This window comes from Adlercreutzia sp. St.1H8 (genome assembly GCF_059728655.1).
The window spans coordinates 350,619-366,635 of the sequence record NZ_AP039376.1; the positions used below are offsets into that span (position 1 = coordinate 350,619).

The 16,017-nt window shown below is 68.9% G+C and carries 8 protein-coding genes (1 of these 8 cut by a window edge); 7 read left to right on the forward strand and 1 reads right to left on the reverse strand.

What is annotated here, in order from left to right:
• Both AC6I0Y_RS01185 and AC6I0Y_RS01190 read left to right on the forward strand, forming a co-directional pair.
• Nucleotides 1-5,191: the 3' portion of an SdrD B-like domain-containing protein gene (locus tag AC6I0Y_RS01185; RefSeq protein WP_497732436.1), read on the forward strand. It extends 2,036 nt beyond the left edge of the window; only the last 5,191 of its 7,227 coding nucleotides appear in the window; its start codon lies off the left edge, out of view; it ends in the stop codon at nucleotides 5,189-5,191.
• A gap of 1,181 nt (nucleotides 5,192-6,372) precedes the next feature.
• On the forward strand, nucleotides 6,373-6,984 hold the full coding sequence (locus tag AC6I0Y_RS01190) for a helix-turn-helix transcriptional regulator (RefSeq protein WP_160710591.1): 612 nt from the start codon (nucleotides 6,373-6,375) through the stop codon (nucleotides 6,982-6,984).
• A 946-nt stretch (nucleotides 6,985-7,930) separates the two neighbouring features.
• On the opposite strand, the gene AC6I0Y_RS01195 is transcribed toward AC6I0Y_RS01190, so the two are convergent.
• A complete protein-coding gene (locus AC6I0Y_RS01195; RefSeq protein WP_497732441.1) occupies nucleotides 7,931-8,419 on the reverse strand; it encodes a helix-turn-helix domain-containing protein in 489 nt (162 codons plus the stop codon).
• 416 nt (nucleotides 8,420-8,835) lie between these two features.
• On the opposite strand from AC6I0Y_RS01195, the gene AC6I0Y_RS01200 reads away from it, so the two are divergent.
• From AC6I0Y_RS01200 to AC6I0Y_RS01220, 5 genes are all read left to right on the forward strand, one after another.
• A complete protein-coding gene (locus tag AC6I0Y_RS01200; protein ID WP_497732443.1) occupies nucleotides 8,836-11,712 on the forward strand; it encodes an AAA family ATPase in 2,877 nt (958 codons plus the stop codon).
• A gap of 53 nt (nucleotides 11,713-11,765) precedes the next feature.
• Nucleotides 11,766-12,809, forward strand: coding sequence for a hypothetical protein (locus AC6I0Y_RS01205; RefSeq protein WP_497732446.1), 1,044 nt, complete (start codon nucleotides 11,766-11,768; stop codon nucleotides 12,807-12,809).
• A 10-nt stretch (nucleotides 12,810-12,819) separates the two neighbouring features.
• Nucleotides 12,820-13,569, forward strand: coding sequence for a metallophosphoesterase family protein (locus AC6I0Y_RS01210; RefSeq protein ID WP_497732449.1), 750 nt, complete (start codon nucleotides 12,820-12,822; stop codon nucleotides 13,567-13,569).
• A gap of 153 nt (nucleotides 13,570-13,722) precedes the next feature.
• Nucleotides 13,723-14,367 carry a metallophosphoesterase gene (locus AC6I0Y_RS01215; RefSeq protein WP_497732452.1) on the forward strand — a complete coding sequence of 215 codons (645 nt, stop codon included), beginning with the start codon at nucleotides 13,723-13,725 and terminating at the stop codon, nucleotides 14,365-14,367.
• A gap of 472 nt (nucleotides 14,368-14,839) precedes the next feature.
• Complete coding sequence (locus AC6I0Y_RS01220; protein WP_497732455.1) at nucleotides 14,840-15,826, forward strand: hypothetical protein; 987 nt, start codon at nucleotides 14,840-14,842, stop codon at nucleotides 15,824-15,826.
• Nucleotides 15,827-16,017: the final 191 nt, after the last annotated feature.

The following is a 16,017-nucleotide window of genomic DNA, read 5'->3' on the forward strand; positions in this document are numbered from 1 at the left end:
GTACTCCGAGCGCGGCTACGGCGGCAAGAAGGTCATCCTGCACAAGTGGTACTTCGACCCGCGGAATGGCTGGGTGCCCGATGGCGATAAGGAGATGCTCACCGACGCGGTGGCGCATCCCGACGGCATCACGGGCTACTACGTGTTCGAGGACCTGCCCACCGCGCGCCTCGGCGCTGACGGCTCCACGTGGTACCTGGCCGGGTACACGCTGGAGGTGAGCGGAGCCAACGACGACGAGGGCATGATGTCGCTGCTCGTCACCGGCTACGAGTGGGATACCACCAAGCGCGATGCGCGCAACAGCAAGGCCCAGCCCATGGCCCAGAATGGTGAGCTCGCGCCCTTCGGCTACGCGGACGGCAACTTCCCCGTGGCCCTGAGCAAGGGCAACGTGCAGACCGGATCGGCGGCTGACGCCGAGGGCGCCGTGGACGGCGACGGCGGCGAGCGCATCTCCAAGAACGTGATGGACGGGCACATCGTCCTGGCCGGCATCGCCGACCAGAGCTTCCCCGGCCAGTCCATCAGCACCACGCGCGACGGTCAGAAGCTCGCCTTCGACTTCGCCGGCGGCCAGGACCAGACGGCCATGAACGCCGGCTTCGCGCCGCCGGACTACACCAACCTCATCGGCCTGGTGTGGTACGACGAGAACTACGACGGCCTGTTCGAGGACGAGAACGGCCTGGAGGACATCCAGGTGGTGCTGGCCCAGTACTACTTCGTGCCGCAGATGACCGCCGACGGCCGCCAGCTGTTCTACGACGAGGAGAGCAACAAGGACCTCACCGCCGAGGACATCGCCGCCGACAAGTACCAGAACGTCATGTACTGGGTGGAGGAGGCCGACGGCACCGCCAGCCTGCACATCGACACGCACTACCCGCATCCCGACCTGATCGAGTCGGGCGGCACCGTGTACCTGGTCCAGGGCTCCATGCGCTACCCCTACGAGCTGCTCGTCGAGCGCGATCTGCGCACGATGCGCGCCAAGGGCACGTGGGTGCTCAACGACAACTACGACGGCAACGGCGGTCAGAACGCGCCGGACGACGGCGACACGGATCCCGAGGAGCCCACGCTGACCGATGACGAGAAGGCCGAGATCATGGCGCTGGCCGACGCCGACGCCATGCTCGTGTGGATTGCCGACCCGGCTCGCACCCTGGTTCAGCTGAAGGGTCTGGCTGAGCTGCGTGCAGGCTTCATCGACGGCACCGAGACCGGCACGCCGGCCACGGCCGTGAAGGAGGCGCTCGACAAGCGCATCGCCGAGCTGGAGAACCCGGATGCGACCGAGCCGGGCGACGGCAGCGGCTCGGGCGATGGTGCTGGCGAGGGCGCCGAGGGCGGCGACGGCGCCGAGGCGAACCCCGACGGCGAGCAGCCGACGGCTCGTGCGCTCGCGATGCGCCGCGCGGCGGCCCTGCCGCTGGCGGACGACGCCGAGGGCGACGACGAGCCGGCTAAGACGGAGCCGTACCACCAGGTGACCTTCACCGATGCCGACGGCAACTATAACTACGAGAACCTGCCGGCCTACGTGCTCATCGACGACAAGGCCGACCCGACCAATCCCGGCACGGAGAACATCTACCAGCCGCAGGATCCGGCCCAGGCGGCCAAGGACGACGTGAAGTTCGAGACGGCCACGCCGTACCTGGCGGGCTACGCGGTGTTCGTCGTGAAGAAGGGCGAGTACCTGGTCTCCCGCTTCCACGTGGACACCGGCTCCGACAAGACCGACTCCGACCTGCGCGAGTTCGACGCCGTCATGTCGGGCGACTACAACAACATCAACGACCATGACGAGATCTACGCCGTGGTGGCGCGCAAGTCGCGTGAGGGCGACTACGCCAACTTCGCCAACGATCGCTACGAGGTGACCTACAAGGGCATCAAGTACGACCTGGCGAACCGCCTGCGCCTCAAGCACGCCGGCGACGCGGGCCTGGTCACCCAGGATCCCGTGCGCGTGGCCGGCCGTGTGTGGAACGACGCCAACGCCGACGGCCTGCAGGGCTTCACTGAGGCCGAGGGGCCGGAGGGCGAGCTCATCCAGGTGCCCACCGAGGATGAGCGCGGCATCGACGGCGCCTACGTGCGGCTGACGCGCTACTGGTACGACATCACGGGCGTCGGCTCGCTCGAGGACGTGCCGGGCCAGGGCCACGACGAGGATCTCACCCCGGACAACTCCGAGCTGCCCGAGGAGACGATCGAGCACATCAACGGCCTGAAGACCGCCATCGAGACGGCGCTTGAGGCCGACGTGGCCGCCGAGCGCGACCTCAACGAGGCCCAGGAGGCCGTCGACGCCGGCAAGCCCGGCGCTGAGGAGGCCCTGGCCGCGGCTCAGGCCCGTAAGGACGAGACCCAGGCTGCCAAGCAGGCGGCCGTGGACGCCGCCGTCGCGTGGATCACCGAGCCCAAGCCGGGTGTGGCCGCCGACGAGTGGATGAAGGGCCCGGCCCGCACCTACGAGGAGCTGCTCGGCTTCGAGAAGGTGGCCTGGACCTACCTCTACGCCTTCACCGAGGGCCCGGACGGCACCATGACCGGCGACCCGGTGTTCGAGGAGCTGCGCGAGGAGTTCTTCGTCTGCACCTTCGTGGTGAGCAAGGACATGGAGTTCGACGACTCCGAGCGTGGCGTGTGGCGTCGCGACTGGTCCTTCAGCCAGGAGGACGTGCCCGTGCTGCGCGAGGGTGCCGAGGGCACCTACACCGACTACTACGACCTGACCGACGCCGACCTGGCTCACCTCTCCGCGCTGCTGCCCGACGAGGTCGTGCTTGACGAGCTGGGCCGCACCACCTTCCCGGGCTCGGTGTTCACCACCACGGTGTCCAACGGCGACTGGGAGTTCTGGGCCAAGGGCACCGGCAACCACTACCTCGAGAAGCGGGGCGAGACGGTGAAGGTGCTCTACGGCTACCGCGCCGAGGTCATCAGCTATCCCGACACCGAGGACTACGTGCCCACGCTGCAGCATGTGGGCGCGGGCGACCCGACGCTGGGGCTCATCGACTCCGACTTCGACGATGCCACCCAGGCCCTGCGCCCGAACGGCGTGGACGTAGTGGACGACGCCAAGCAGAGCCTCACCGACACGGTGCAGGTGGGCAAGCTCATCGTGCTGGCGCGCCTGGCCGATGACAACGAGGCGTCCTCCACGGAGGGCCCCGGCGCCCGCTACTCGCAGATGAGCGGCGGCCAGATCTCGCCGGCCGACCCGTCGGTCGACGAAGAGCCCGAGCCGGAGCCGGAGCCTGAGCCGACTCCTGACCCGGCGGATCCGGACCCGGACTATCCCGACCTGACCGTGGCGGAGTGCGACGCCATTCGCGCCCTGCCCGACGCCGAGGCCGACCTGCTGGCGTGGGTGGCCGACGCCGACCGCACCGTTCACCAGCTGAGGGCCCTGCTGGTGCTGAAGGCCGCGTTCCTCGACGGCGATGGCGCCGCTGCTCCCGAGCAGGCGGCCGTCAAGCAGGCCGTGGCCGACCGCATCGCCGCGCTTGAGGCTGCGGGTGACGGCACCGGCGATGCCGGCGTGTCCGGCGCGGCGCTGCTGTCCGCGGCGGTCGACGCCCTGCCGGCGGTTGCCGCGGCGTCGCGGGCCGACGTGCCGGTGGGCCATGCCGATAGCGTGGACCAGCTGGCTGACATGCTCGACTGGATCGGCAACGCCACGCTCTCGCAGCTGCGCAACCTCACCGACGAGCAGCGTGCCCTCATCGAGGCGCATCAGATGCTGAAGAGCGCCTACGAGGAGCGCCTGGCGTACCTTGAGTCGCTGCTAGGCTCCTCGGGGTGGTCGGACATCAACTGGCGCGACAGCCTCGATCACGGCTATGGCGTGGTCAAGCTGGCCAAGGCCCATATCTCCGGCGTGGTGTGGCTCGACGCCAACTACAACGGCATCCATGATGCGGGCGAGGGCACGGGCATCGCCAACGTGCCGGTCAAGCTGACCCGTTATTGGTACGGCAAGGATGCCAGCGGCCGCATGACCTGGATCGCTGACGACAAGTACAATGCCAAGCCCATCTGCCTGACCAGCTCTGCCGCCGATGGCTCGTGGATCTTCGACGAGCTGGACGTGGCCGGCAAGCGCATGGTGGACGGCGTGGAGACCGTGGTGCTCTACGGCTACCAGGTGACGGTCGAGGACCTGCCGAAGGGCTACGGCGTGACCGTGATGAACCAGGGCTCCGACGAGACGGCGGACTCCGACCTGGACGAGATGACCAAGCTTCTCCAGCCGGCCGACCCGCATGGCGGCATGATCGTGCTGGCGGGCGTGTCTACCCGTCCCGACCTGGCGGTCGCGGGTTCCTCGGTGCACCTGGCCGGCCCGGGCAACACCGCCTGGGTGGTCGGCGAGGGCGTCGACTGCGACTACAACGACACGGGCCTGCTGCCCTACGCGCTGGCCTCCATCGCCGGCATCGTGTTCGAGGATCCGGAGGGCGACGGCCTGAAGGGCTCCACCGCCATCGGCCTGTTCGGCCGCCCGGTGTACCTCGACCGCATGGTGCTCGACGTGGATGCCGAGTTCGGCTTCAACGCCCCGAGCTACGTGTCTACGGCCCTCAAGGCCATCACCGCCGACGGCGTCGACGGCGCGGGCACGTGGACCGAGGTGGCCTCCGCCATGACGGCCGTCGACGGCTCGTACCGCTTCGACAACCTGCCCATGGTGGACGGCCAGGATCGCCCGTATCTGTACCGGGTGCGCTCGATCCTGCCGGATGGCACCGAGTTCGTGGCCGTCAACGTGGGCAGCGACGACAACAACGACAGCGACTGGTGGAACCTGCTGGGCTCCCAGACCGTGGGCATCACCCCCGGCATGGCGGTGCTCGGCGCCTTCCACGCCGGCCGCACCGAGCCCAACGCCTACGGCCAGCGCTTCAACCTGCTGACGCCCTACAACTGGACGCCGGAGGTCGGACGTGCCGTCGATTTGGGCATGAAGGTCAAGGACGAGGAGAAGCTCCTCGGTCGTGACCCGCTGCGTCCCTACAAGCTGGTGTGGGACGAGCGCGAGGGCCGCTGGAAGATGCTGCCGCAGACCGGCGACAGCATGCTCCTGCTCAACTGCATGGCCCTCGCCAGCCTGGGTGCCCTCCTCATCCTGCTGCTGGCCATGCGCCGCCGCAAGGACGACGAGGAGGAGTAAGCGATAGGCGGCCGTCTCTCCGGACGGCCGCCTATCAGGCGGGGGAGGGGCGGCCGCTGATGCGGCCGCCCTTTTTTGTGCTGTCCCGAAGCCGTGGCGGGCTCTGCCGGCTCGCTGGGGCGCCCTCGTCGGCCCGCCAAGGCGGCGGGGCGCTCCGCCGCCCGGCCCCGTCTCCCGCGCTGTCAGCGATAGGCGGCTGCCTATCGGGTCGGCCGCCGATGCGATTCCCTCTTTCCGCCTCGCCCCTCAAGCCCCCTCGGCCCCGTCGGCCCGCTAGGACGGAGAGGTGTCCCCCCGGCCCTGTTCCCCGTGCCGTCTTCTCGGCTCCGTCTCCCCGGCGCCATCCGCTACGCCCCGCGCGCCGCCTCGGCGCGCCCGCGACTGGACGGGAGCCCCGTCCCCGGCGCCCAGCCGGGCGAGTCCCGCGCGCCGCCCGCATCCCGCGCGTCCAGCGCGCCTCCGAGCCGCGCGCCCAGGCCCTGCGCTGCCGTCCACCAACACGTGCCCTCCGGCTGCTCCCATCGCCACCGCTCCCCGCGCCAGGGCACCCCCCCCCGACGCCAGCGCATGCCCCGCGCCGCTCATCGTCGCCGTGTCTACGCGCCAGGGCGCTCATCTCCAGCGCTAGCACGTGCCTGTCGCCGACGCGCATCCCGCGCGCCCCGCATCCCAGAACGTGCCCCCGGTGCCAGTACGCGCCCGCCGCCATCGCGCCGCGCGCGTCCAGCGCACCTCCGAGCTGCGCGCCCGCGTCCCCCCGACCTCCGAAAAACCGCCGCCGCCCGCAAATCGGGGCGGTTATGCACCGGCCGGCGCGCCCACGCGCCGCCCCGAGGCGCCCCGCTCCCGCCAAAGCCCCAGGTCGCCGGGGGCCGGGCGCGCCCGCGCGCGCCGGGGCGCCGGGGCGGCGGGTGCATAACCGCCGCAATCTGCAGCCGTGGGCCGCTTTCCCCGGGCCGCGCCCCGCGCCCCCTGCCCCCGGCTCCGCCTCGCCGAGCCTGCGACTGGACGGGAGCCCCGTCCCCGACGCCCGCCCGGCCCTGCCTCCTCCTCGCCTCACTGCCTTTTCCCTGGTCATCGGCTCTTGTCAAAGGGTTTTGGCAGCTTGAGGCCTCGGTGTCAAAGTCATTCGGTGGTACGATGGGGTGCCAGGAGGCACTCTTGCATTCGGAAGGACGGACATGCAGATCGGGCAGCAGATCAAGCGGCATCGGGCGCGGCTCGGGCTCTCGCAGGAGGAGCTGGCGGCGAGTATCTTCGTCTCGCGCCAGACCGTCTCCAACTGGGAGACCGACAAGACCTATCCCGACATCCAGAGCCTGCTTCTGCTGAGCGAGCGCTTCGACGTGTCCGTCGACGACCTGATGCGAGAGGATGTGGCCGCCATGCAGGAGATCATCGAGAACGACTGGAAGAAGATGTCGCGCCTCTGCGCGCTGGGCTGGGGGTTGACGCTGGCGGGCGTGGCGGCGTTCGCGCTGCTGGCTGGCGAGGGCGGCATCTCGGGCATTGTGCCCGGCGTGCGAGAGGGAACCCTCTTGGGCGGCGTGCTGTTCCTCGGGGGCTGGGCGGCGGGCCTCGTATGTCTGCACCAGGTCGAACGCTATAAGAAGAAGAACGACCTGGTGACCTATCGCGACCTGGTGGCCTACTCCAAGGGCGAGGCTCCCGTGCGCGATGTGAGCGCCTTCGACCGGCGCCACCCGATGGCCTCCAAGCTGCTCATGGCCGCAGGTGCGGCCGTCATCGGCTTTGCACTGGCGTTTCTGGCCATGACCGCCTTCGGGTTGTAGCGGCGGGCGAGGGGTTTCCCGCCGCGTATCCGCCCGTGCTGGCAGGTGCTCATCTGACGCCTCCGCTGCTTCGTCCGGGGCACTCGCGCGACTCACAGCCTGTCTAGGCCCCTGGTTCGCTCGGCTTGCCATCCGCTCTGGCCTCCCCGGTTGGCGCGGATCGCCGCCTGTCGGGTGCCTCCCCGCTTGTCGACAATCACGTCGCGCCGTTCTGCCTGGCGCCCCAGTAGGCCGCCAGGGGCGTGCGCGCTGTCAAGCTGATCGGGGTTTTCAGGTCCGGCATGGCTCACTGCCTTAGATGACGAGGGCCTGGGGGGCGTGTCGGCCTGCGCCTCGCGCCCTCTTTGGGGCGGCCCTCCGGTTGTGGGGTGGGGCTCGCACGTTCTCCCCCGTAGCGGTCGCATTGCTTTTTTCGCCGGAAATGGCACTAGCTTGCGATTTGGTAGGGTCGAGGCGTTTCCGTGGTGGGGGTTGATGCTAATTCGCAGAACGTCACCTGGGGTTTTGCGACGTGCGGCGCCCATGAAGCTGCTTTCTTGACGATTGCGAGCCCCCCTTACCCTGCGAAATCGCAAGCTAGTGCCAGAATTTCCCCGGAACTTGGCGGCGAGGCTGCAAGGACGCGTCGGGGTGTAGCGCCGGCTCGGGGCCTTGCGGTGGTGCCCCAGGAGGGCCCGCCGCCACTTTTTCCGCCGGAAATGGCACTGATCGTCAGTTTGGTACGCTTGCGGCAGCCCGTTGGAACCGCTGGTCGTGCATCTGGGATTCGCGACCTGGGGTTTTGCCGTGCGCGGTATCCGGCGGACTTATTGCTAAGCGCCTGGCGCGCCGTTGCACCGTACCAAACTGACGATCAGTGCCAAAATTTCCGCGAAAGCTGGCAGTGGGCCTCCGAGGACGCGCTCGGTTGCGCCCTGGCCAGCGCTCGCCGCGCCCTGGCGCCTCTCTACCGCTGCTGTCGCTGGCGCTCCACCCACAGCCGCAGCTCCAGGGCGTTCTCGCTGATCTTGCCGAGCACGTCGAACACCTCGTCGAGCAGGGGCTTCTCGTCCTCGGTGATGCGGTCGTCCGCTACGATGGCCCGCAGCTTTTCCTTTACGTCGTCTATCTGGTCGAACGCGACGTTGAGGTTGAAGAGGGTGTAGTACACGTTGTCCACCACGGTGGGCGGATCCTCCACTACCGAGGCGCCCAGGGGGCACTGCTGGTGGCAGTGGGCCCACTTCAGCTGGGGCGTGCCGTAGGTCTCGGCCATGGCCGCCACGGCGTCGGCCGGGGGGATCGTGTCGCCGTTCTCGTAGCCTTTGAGGGAGCTCGCGGACACGGGGAATCCTGCTGCTGAGAGCGCTTCGGCGGCCTTCTCTTGGCTGGAGAAACGCTCAAGGCGGCTCTGGCGGTAGATGTTGTCTGGATCTTTGGGATGGTTGCGACCCATCAGGCTCCCTTTCCGCGACGCTCACGATGGCCCCATTGTAGCAAACGCCCTGATCGCCTCGAAGACGCGCTCGATCTCGGCTCCCCAACCCCCCGACCCCCCGACCCCCCGACCCCCCGACCCCCCGACCCCCCGACCCCCCGACCCCCCCCATCGCACTCGTTCGCGTTTCCGTCGCCGACGCCCGCCCGCTGCCTGTCGCGGCTCGCCAGCGCCATCTCTCGCAACACCCCTCCCAGCCCTGGCGAAAACGCTGACGAAAACCGTCAGCGACGTTGCCGGTTTACCGCTTCTTTGGCCAAAGACGGCGTCTGTTTTGCCTGGTCACGCCCTGATAGCATGGGTGAACACCGAAAGGCGGCGGCCAGGCCGCCGGCGATTCGCGCGGCACGGGCGAACGAGGAGGAGGGGCGATCATGAGGTTCTACAGGATTACCTGCGTCACCGATGCTGACATGAGGGGCACTTGGCTCTACGACGAGCATCCGTTCAAGTCCTGGGGGAACAGGCTCTTCCTCATTTCCGACGATGACCGGAGCTCTTTCAGGCGCGGCGATGGCGAGACGCAGTTCCGCATCTTGGCGGCAGTGGCTAATCCCCGCTATGATCTGGCCGACCTTGAGGACTGCATTGTGGAGGCCTGTCGTGACTGGGACGTGGAGGGCACCGTGCGGGTGCGTGCGATCGAGGACTCGACCTATCGGGAGTGCTTCGGCGAGACACCCTACGCCGGAGGCGTTGCGGTGCGGCGGTTTTCCCAGGTTCTGGGTGCGAACGAGTTCTGCACGCTCTTGCAGGAGGTGGGCTGCGTGGACGACAAGCCCATCGGGCGGGCGTCTCACGACCCGGTGGAGGGCACGCGCTACAGTCGCTGCTTGGCCGAGGAGCTGGAGCGCATGGGCCGCACGGCGGCCGGCGAGGGCGCGGCTCGGTCGACGGGGGATCGACCGGTCGGCACTCCGGCGTCCCCGACTCAGCCGTTCCTGCCCGCCCACTACCTCATCGAGGGAATGAACGTCCATGAGTACGGTCCGGCTCTCGATGCGCTGCTGTTCTCGTTGAAGGAGGAGGGGCGCGTGCCATCCGCCTGCGCCATCACCTTTGACCTCGACAAGTTCCACAGCGGCGAGAAGAAGCGCAGCACAGATGAGTACTTCCTCACCTGCATGAACGATGCGCTCGTGGAGTCGCTCGAGGGTATGGTGCTCGTCATCCGCTACGGCACGTTCGACGAGGGCGGCGCCTTTGCCAGCTATCCCTACCAGCTGCTCACGCGCCTTCTGGACGCGCTGGCGCGGCACCCGCATACCGTGCAGGTGGTCATGGTCATTCCCGAGGGCGCCGACGCGCTGAAGCAGCGCATCCAGTCGCGCTTTGCCGTGCCGTGGGTCGAGCTGCGCCGTGATGCGGTGCCGAGCATCCAGGCCATGGGTGCCGCCGCGGTGCGCGCGGTGCTTGAGGAGCGCGCCTGTGACGAGGGGCTTGCGCCCGACGCCCAGCTGGCGGCGCTCGTGGACGCGCGCTTGGAGGACAGCTCGTTCTCCGACCTGGGGGCGCTCTACGAGGAGTGGCGGCGCGACAAGCTCACCCACGAGCGGTTTCCCTCCTATGAGCCGGTGGCCGAGCGTTCCCTCGCCCGCCGGCAGGCGAAGGGCCAGAGCGCCCTGGAGCGCCTGAACGCGCTCGTGGGGCTGGCGGACGTGAAGCGGCACGTCGCCGACATCCTGGCGCGCGTTCGAATGAATCGCGAGCTCGCCCTGGCGGGGCTTCCGGCGCGGCCGTTCTCGATGCACCTGGCGTTTCTTGGCGAGCCGGGCACGGGCAAGACCGAGGTGGCGCAGCTGTACGCCGAGATCCTGCGTGAGCAGCGCGTGCTGAGCGAGGGGCGCCTGGTCGTGCGCTCGGGTGCGCGCCTCTTCAACGTCAACGAGGCCTTCGAGGCGGCGCGCGGGTCGGTGCTGTTCATCGACGAGGCCTACAGCCTGATCGGCTACGGCGACACGGTGGCGTCGCTCATCGCCTCCATGGAGCAGTACCGCGACGAGGTGGTGGTCATCCTGGCTGGGTACGAGGCCGACATGGAGCAGCTGTTCCTCACCAACCCCGGGTTCCGCTCGCGCGTGGGCTTCTGCCTGCGCTTTCCCAGCTACTCCGACGCCGAGAAGCTGGAGATCTTCCAGCTGATGGCGCGACGCGCCCGGCTGACCGTGCCGCCGGAGACGCTCGCGCGTGTGCGCGACCTGCTGGCCCGCGGCGGCAGGCGCGACGACGAGGGCAACGCGCGGTTCGTGCGCAAGCTGTTCGAGGACGCCTGCGGGCGCCAGCAGACGCGTCTGGCCCGCAAGGCGCCCGCCGAGGGCTACACCGAGGAGACGCTCAGCCTGCTTCTGCCTGACGACGTGGGCACGGTGGCGGCCAGGCCGGCCCGCAGCGCTCGCGAGGAGCTGGCTGATCTGGTGGGGTTGGCCGAGGTGAAGCAGCTCGTGTCGACGTGGCTCGACCTGATGAGGGCGCAGAAGGCGCGGCGCGATGCGGGCATCGACGCGCCGTTTGTCCCGCTGCACCTGGCCTTCAAGGGCAACCCGGGCACGGGTAAGACCGAGGTGGCGCGGCTGATTGGCCGTATCCTGAAGGAGGAGGGCGTGCTCTCGGTGGGCGAGTTCTACGAGTGCGGCCGGCAGGATCTGGTGGCGTCCTACATCGGCGGCACGGCTCCCAAGGTGGCCGCGCTGTTCAGCCGCGCGAAGGGGTCGGTCATCCTCATCGACGAGGCGTATGCGCTCAACGACAACCAGCATGGCGGCTACGGCGAGGAGGCCGTCACGGCCCTCGTCGATCAGATGGAGAAGCTGCGCGAGGACGTGGTGGTGATCTTCGCGGGCTACACGCGCGAGATCGACGAGCTGTTCGCCGCCAATCCGGGCTTTGCCTCCCGCGTGCGCACGCACATCGAGTTTCCCGACTACGGCGTCGACGAGCTGGTCGACGTGCTGCGGCTGATGGCCCGCAAGCAGGGCTTCGCGCTGGCCGAGGGTGCGGCCGAGCGCGCGCGGGGCCTCTTCGCGAAGGCGGCGGCGCAGCCGAACTTCGGCAACGCCCGCTACGCGCGCAACCTGCTGGAGGAGGCGCTTCTCGCCCAGGCCACGCGTCTGGCCGCGGAGGCTGCCCGGGAGGGGCGCGCCGTCGGCGAGCTGCCGGTGGAGCGCCTGACCGCGCTTGAGCCTGAGGACTTCGCCAGGGGCGGCGTGCCGGTCGGCTCCGGAGCGCGTCCCGTCGGATTCCTGGCCGCATAGGGCGCCGGTTCCGCCCGCCTCCCCGAAGACCCCCACGAGAAAGGACTGCTGCCATGACCGACCCCCTTGCCTCGACTGACTACGGCACCGTTCGCACGGCCCTTGCGGGCGGCGCCATCGCCCTGGAGGACGTCGACCGCCGCTTCCCCGACCTCAAGGAGGCGTTCTTCGGCGACGCGTTCGGCGATGCGCGGGATCCCATCGAGGCGGTGCTCGCCTACAAGAGCCGCGGCTCGAGCTCCTACGACTGCGACGGCTCCGCCTTCTGGGTTTGGAACCGGGGGCGGCCCTACTGCACCACCGCCCGCGGCCCGGAGGCGGTCGCGCGCCTCTACGAGGCGCTGTGGGGCTACCGCGTCGAGGAATTGGGGAGCCGCGAGGGGCACGTCCAATTCCTCCTCATCCCCCCGTACTTTCCGTATGATGCGTACCCTGACGTGACCGTCGCGAAGGCGCGGCGCGTGGCCTGCGAGCTTTCCGGAGGCGATGTGACGAACAGCTTCTGGACCACCTACAAGCAGGCGCTCTCCCGCGAGGTCGTGCAGGGTGACATCCCTGCCATCTTGGATGATGGGGAGGCCTTCCACGGATCGGTGGATGGGGAGGTGATGGCTCAGCTGCGGATCTTCGCCCGCCTCAGCCACACGTTGGGCAACCTCATTCCCTGCCAGAAGGGCTTCAACGCGGGGCGCTACTGGTCTACGATGGATTACTGGGACCTCACGCTCATCTTCGTTCGCGACTGGTACCTGACCAAGCAGCAGCATCAGGCGCCCGAGGACGCCGCCGTGCCCGACACGCCGCTCAACGCCGGCGTCCTGGCGGCGTGCGGCCGGTGGCTCAACTCCTTCGGACGGGCGGAGGAGGGCTGGCGCGCGTTCGTTCGGCAGAACTTCCTCCAGCCCTACGTCGACGACGGCTACGCGGTGCGCCCGTTCTTTGCGGGGCACGGCTTCGGCTACCTGCGTCCCGAGGGGCGGCGGGACGTCCTCGCGTGCCTGATGAGCATGAACGCTTGCATCATCGCACGCGGCAACCTGATGCTGGCGGAGCTTGCATGCGGGACGGGGGCGGGCGTGCGCCTGCCCCACGACTGAGAGGAGCCTCATGACCGTCTACCTCACGGGGGACACCCACGGACTGTACGACATCGACAAGCTGCGCGCTGCCGCCTGGGAGGGGCGCGACTGGCGCCCGACGGCCGATGACTACCTGATCATCGTCGGGGACGTGGCGTGCATCTGGCGCACGCAGACGTGGGACCTGCCCGCGTACGACGCGCGTGATCAGGAGGTGATCGACGCCCTGACCGAGCTGCCGTGGACGGTGCTGTTCATCGACGGCAACCACGAGAATCACGACACGCTTCGGGCCTTGGAGGCGGAGCGCTGGCACGGCGGGCTGGTGAACCGCATCTCAGACCGGCTGATCCACCTGATGCGCGGGCAGGTGTTCGACATCGACGGCCTGCGCTTCTTCGCCATGGGCGGCGCGCACTCGCCGGACTGGGCCCATCGCATCGAGGGGATCAGCTGGTGGCCCGAGGAGATGCCCGAGCCTGACGAGTATGACGAGGCGTGCGCCAACCTGGCGGCCGTCGGCGGCGCCGTTGACGTCGTGCTGTCCCACACTTGTCCCACCCAGGTGATCGACGAGATCGTGAGCGCGCAGTTTTCCCAGGCTGACGAGTTGACTGAGTGGCTGCGGCGCCTCGTTGATGAGATAGACTTTCGGTACTGGTACTTCGGGCACTTCCACGAGGACTCGGCGGGGCTCTATGACGGGCGCTTCTCGTGCCTGTTCGAGGGCATCGTGGAGCTGAACCCCGAGACGGGCGCGGGCTTGGAGGTAGGCTGACGGCACGGCGGACGCGGGGTCGCGCGGGGCTGCGCTGGGTATGCGGCGCGCCCGGCTCGGCGGCGCGCGGAGCCGGCGCGACGCACCTTCCGATTGCGCATCGGACGCCCTGCTCGCGGTTGGCTGCCAGGTTGTATGAGAGGGAGGTTCTGCTTGATCATCTATGCCATGAGCGACATCCACGGCCAGGAGGCGCCCTTCGAGGAGGCGCTGTCCCTGGTGGATCTGGACGATCCTGACGTGATGCTGGTGCTGTGCGGCGACTACATCGACCACGACTGGCAGGCGCCGGAGTGGTTCGACCGCATCCGCCGGCTGCAGGAGGCGCATCCCGGCCAGGTGGTGGTGCTGAAGGGCAACCACGAGGACGCCTACTTGGAGGCTTGCGGGGATGCGCTCTTGCCCACGACGCGGCGATGGCTGCGCGATCTGCCCCTGTTCTACGAGACCGAGCGGCAGATCTTCGTCCATGCCGGCATTGACGAGGAAGCTGGGGACCTGTGGCGGGTGGCTTGCGAGGACTGGTACTTCCTGGGGAAGGTGCCGGCTAGCGTCGGGTCGTTCCCGAAGGATATCGTCGCAGGTCATGTGGGCACCTACGGCCTCTGCGGCGAGAACCGCGTGTATTGGGATGGCCAGGCGCACTTCTATCTGGACGGCTCCACCGAGAGGTCGGGCGTGGTGCCGGTGCTGAAGTACGACTCCGTCACCGATCGCTACACGACGTTCTGGCGAGCGCAGACGTCCGACAGCGCCCCTGCTTGGTGCGAGGAGCCCGTGCGCCCGGGGCGAGCGTAGGCTGCCGACGCCAGCGGGCGCGGGTGCGGGCGGCTGGTGGACGCGAGGGGCGGTTGTGGCGGCTGGCTGGCGTAGGCGATCGGCGGGGCAAATGCGTCGGGCGAGACGCACGGCAGAGGAGGCGGGGGCACGTTCTGGCGACCTTGGGGCGCGCCCTGCGGCTTCGTTTCGGCGGGGCTGGGAGGATACGGGGCGCCGCTTGGCAGGACGCTGTGGCAGAAGGGCCGCTGTTTGCGGGCGTGCAGGAGAGGTCGGGGGCCGCGCTTGGCGTGGCGCCGCGCTGGTGTGGTGTTGCGATTGACGGGGCGCCGCCTGGCAGGGCGTTGCGACGGAGGGGCCGCTGCCGCGGCGCCGACGGGGGAAGGCGGGGGCCGTGTTGCCCGAGTCCCGCCCCGCTGACGGCTGGACGACGCGGCGTAGCGAGGGGCCGCTAGGGTGGGGGCATGTGTCCCTGTTTGGAGCGGAGGAGCCCATGTCTGTCTACTTCACTCACCAGAGCGCGCTTTCCTTCTGGCGCCGCTACCGCGAGTTTCGCCACTGCCGCCCCATGGCGGTTCGCGCCGATCAATACGCAGGCATGGCGCCGAGCCTCTTGGAGATACGGGATGCCGCGCACGTGGCGCTTCCGGGCGATGATGAGCTTCACGTGTCGGTTCCCGAGGGAGCGCGCCGCGCGAAGGCGCGGGGGCTGATGCGGCACCGTTGGCACCGTGGAGGGGAGCGGGGATCGTACGTCAGGGTGCTCAAGGGGGTCTACGTGAGCTCGCCGGCGATGCTCTTCCTTGAGCTGGCGCCTGAGCTGCGCTTGGAGCACCTGGTTGAATTGGGCTATGAGCTCTGCGGCGGATTCACTTACAGCCGGGGGAGTGGCTTCTGCCCTTGCCTGCCGGCCGTCGCGCCCGCGACGTTGGAGCGCTTTGCGCGCGCCGCGGTGCGCAGCCGCGGGCGTGAGAAGGCGGTTCGCGCTGCGTCCCTCGTGCTGGCGGGGGCGGCGTCGCCGCGCGAGGCGCACGTGGCGATGCTCCTCACGCTGCCTCCCCGCCTGGGCGGCTACGGGCTGCGCCGTCCGGAGCTGAACGGAGTCGTCTTGCTCGATGAGGCGAGCCGGAGGATCCTGGGCAAGAGGAGCCTCCGCTGCGACTTGCTCTGGTCGCAGGCAAACGTCGCGCTCGAGTACGAGAGCGACCAGTTCCACGCGGGGCTGCCGGCTTACGTGGCAGATTCCAAGAGGCGTAACGTGTTGAAGCACCTGGGGATCGACGTCATCACGCTTACCAACGCCGAGATAAAGAGCGAGGCGGCCATGGACGGCTTGGCGAGCGGGCTCGCGCGGGCCCTTGGCCAGCGTGTCCGCGGATCTCAGCCGCAAGGGCAGATGGCCAAGGATCGGCTTCGGGGGCTCCTGCTGGATGCTCGCCAAAGGGCAGGCGCGGCTCATTTGCTCCGGGCTGATGGGTGAATGCCACGTTTTGAGCTTCTGATGGCACTTATCGTCAGTTTGGTACGGTCAAAACCCCTCCAGCGAGGCGCGCGTGATCGGGTTGGCCGCAAAAGCCCAGGTCGGCATCGAGCGAATTCGTCAAAGGGCCGCATTGGGAGGCCTGGAACCGTACCAAACTGACGATGAGTGCCAGTTTCGCGCGGAAAAGT

Coding starts and splice junctions, on each gene's coding strand:
- AC6I0Y_RS01205 (WP_497732446.1), top strand. CDS start 11,766: ATGACCGACCCCCTTGCCTCGACTGACTACGGCACCGTTCGCACGGCC.
- AC6I0Y_RS01195 (WP_497732441.1), bottom strand. CDS start 8,419: ATGGGTCGCAACCATCCCAAAGATCCAGACAACATCTACCGCCAGAGC.
- AC6I0Y_RS01210 (WP_497732449.1), top strand. CDS start 12,820: ATGACCGTCTACCTCACGGGGGACACCCACGGACTGTACGACATCGAC.
- AC6I0Y_RS01200 (WP_497732443.1), top strand. CDS start 8,836: ATGAGGTTCTACAGGATTACCTGCGTCACCGATGCTGACATGAGGGGC.
- AC6I0Y_RS01220 (WP_497732455.1), top strand. CDS start 14,840: ATGTCTGTCTACTTCACTCACCAGAGCGCGCTTTCCTTCTGGCGCCGC.
- AC6I0Y_RS01190 (WP_160710591.1), top strand. CDS start 6,373: ATGCAGATCGGGCAGCAGATCAAGCGGCATCGGGCGCGGCTCGGGCTC.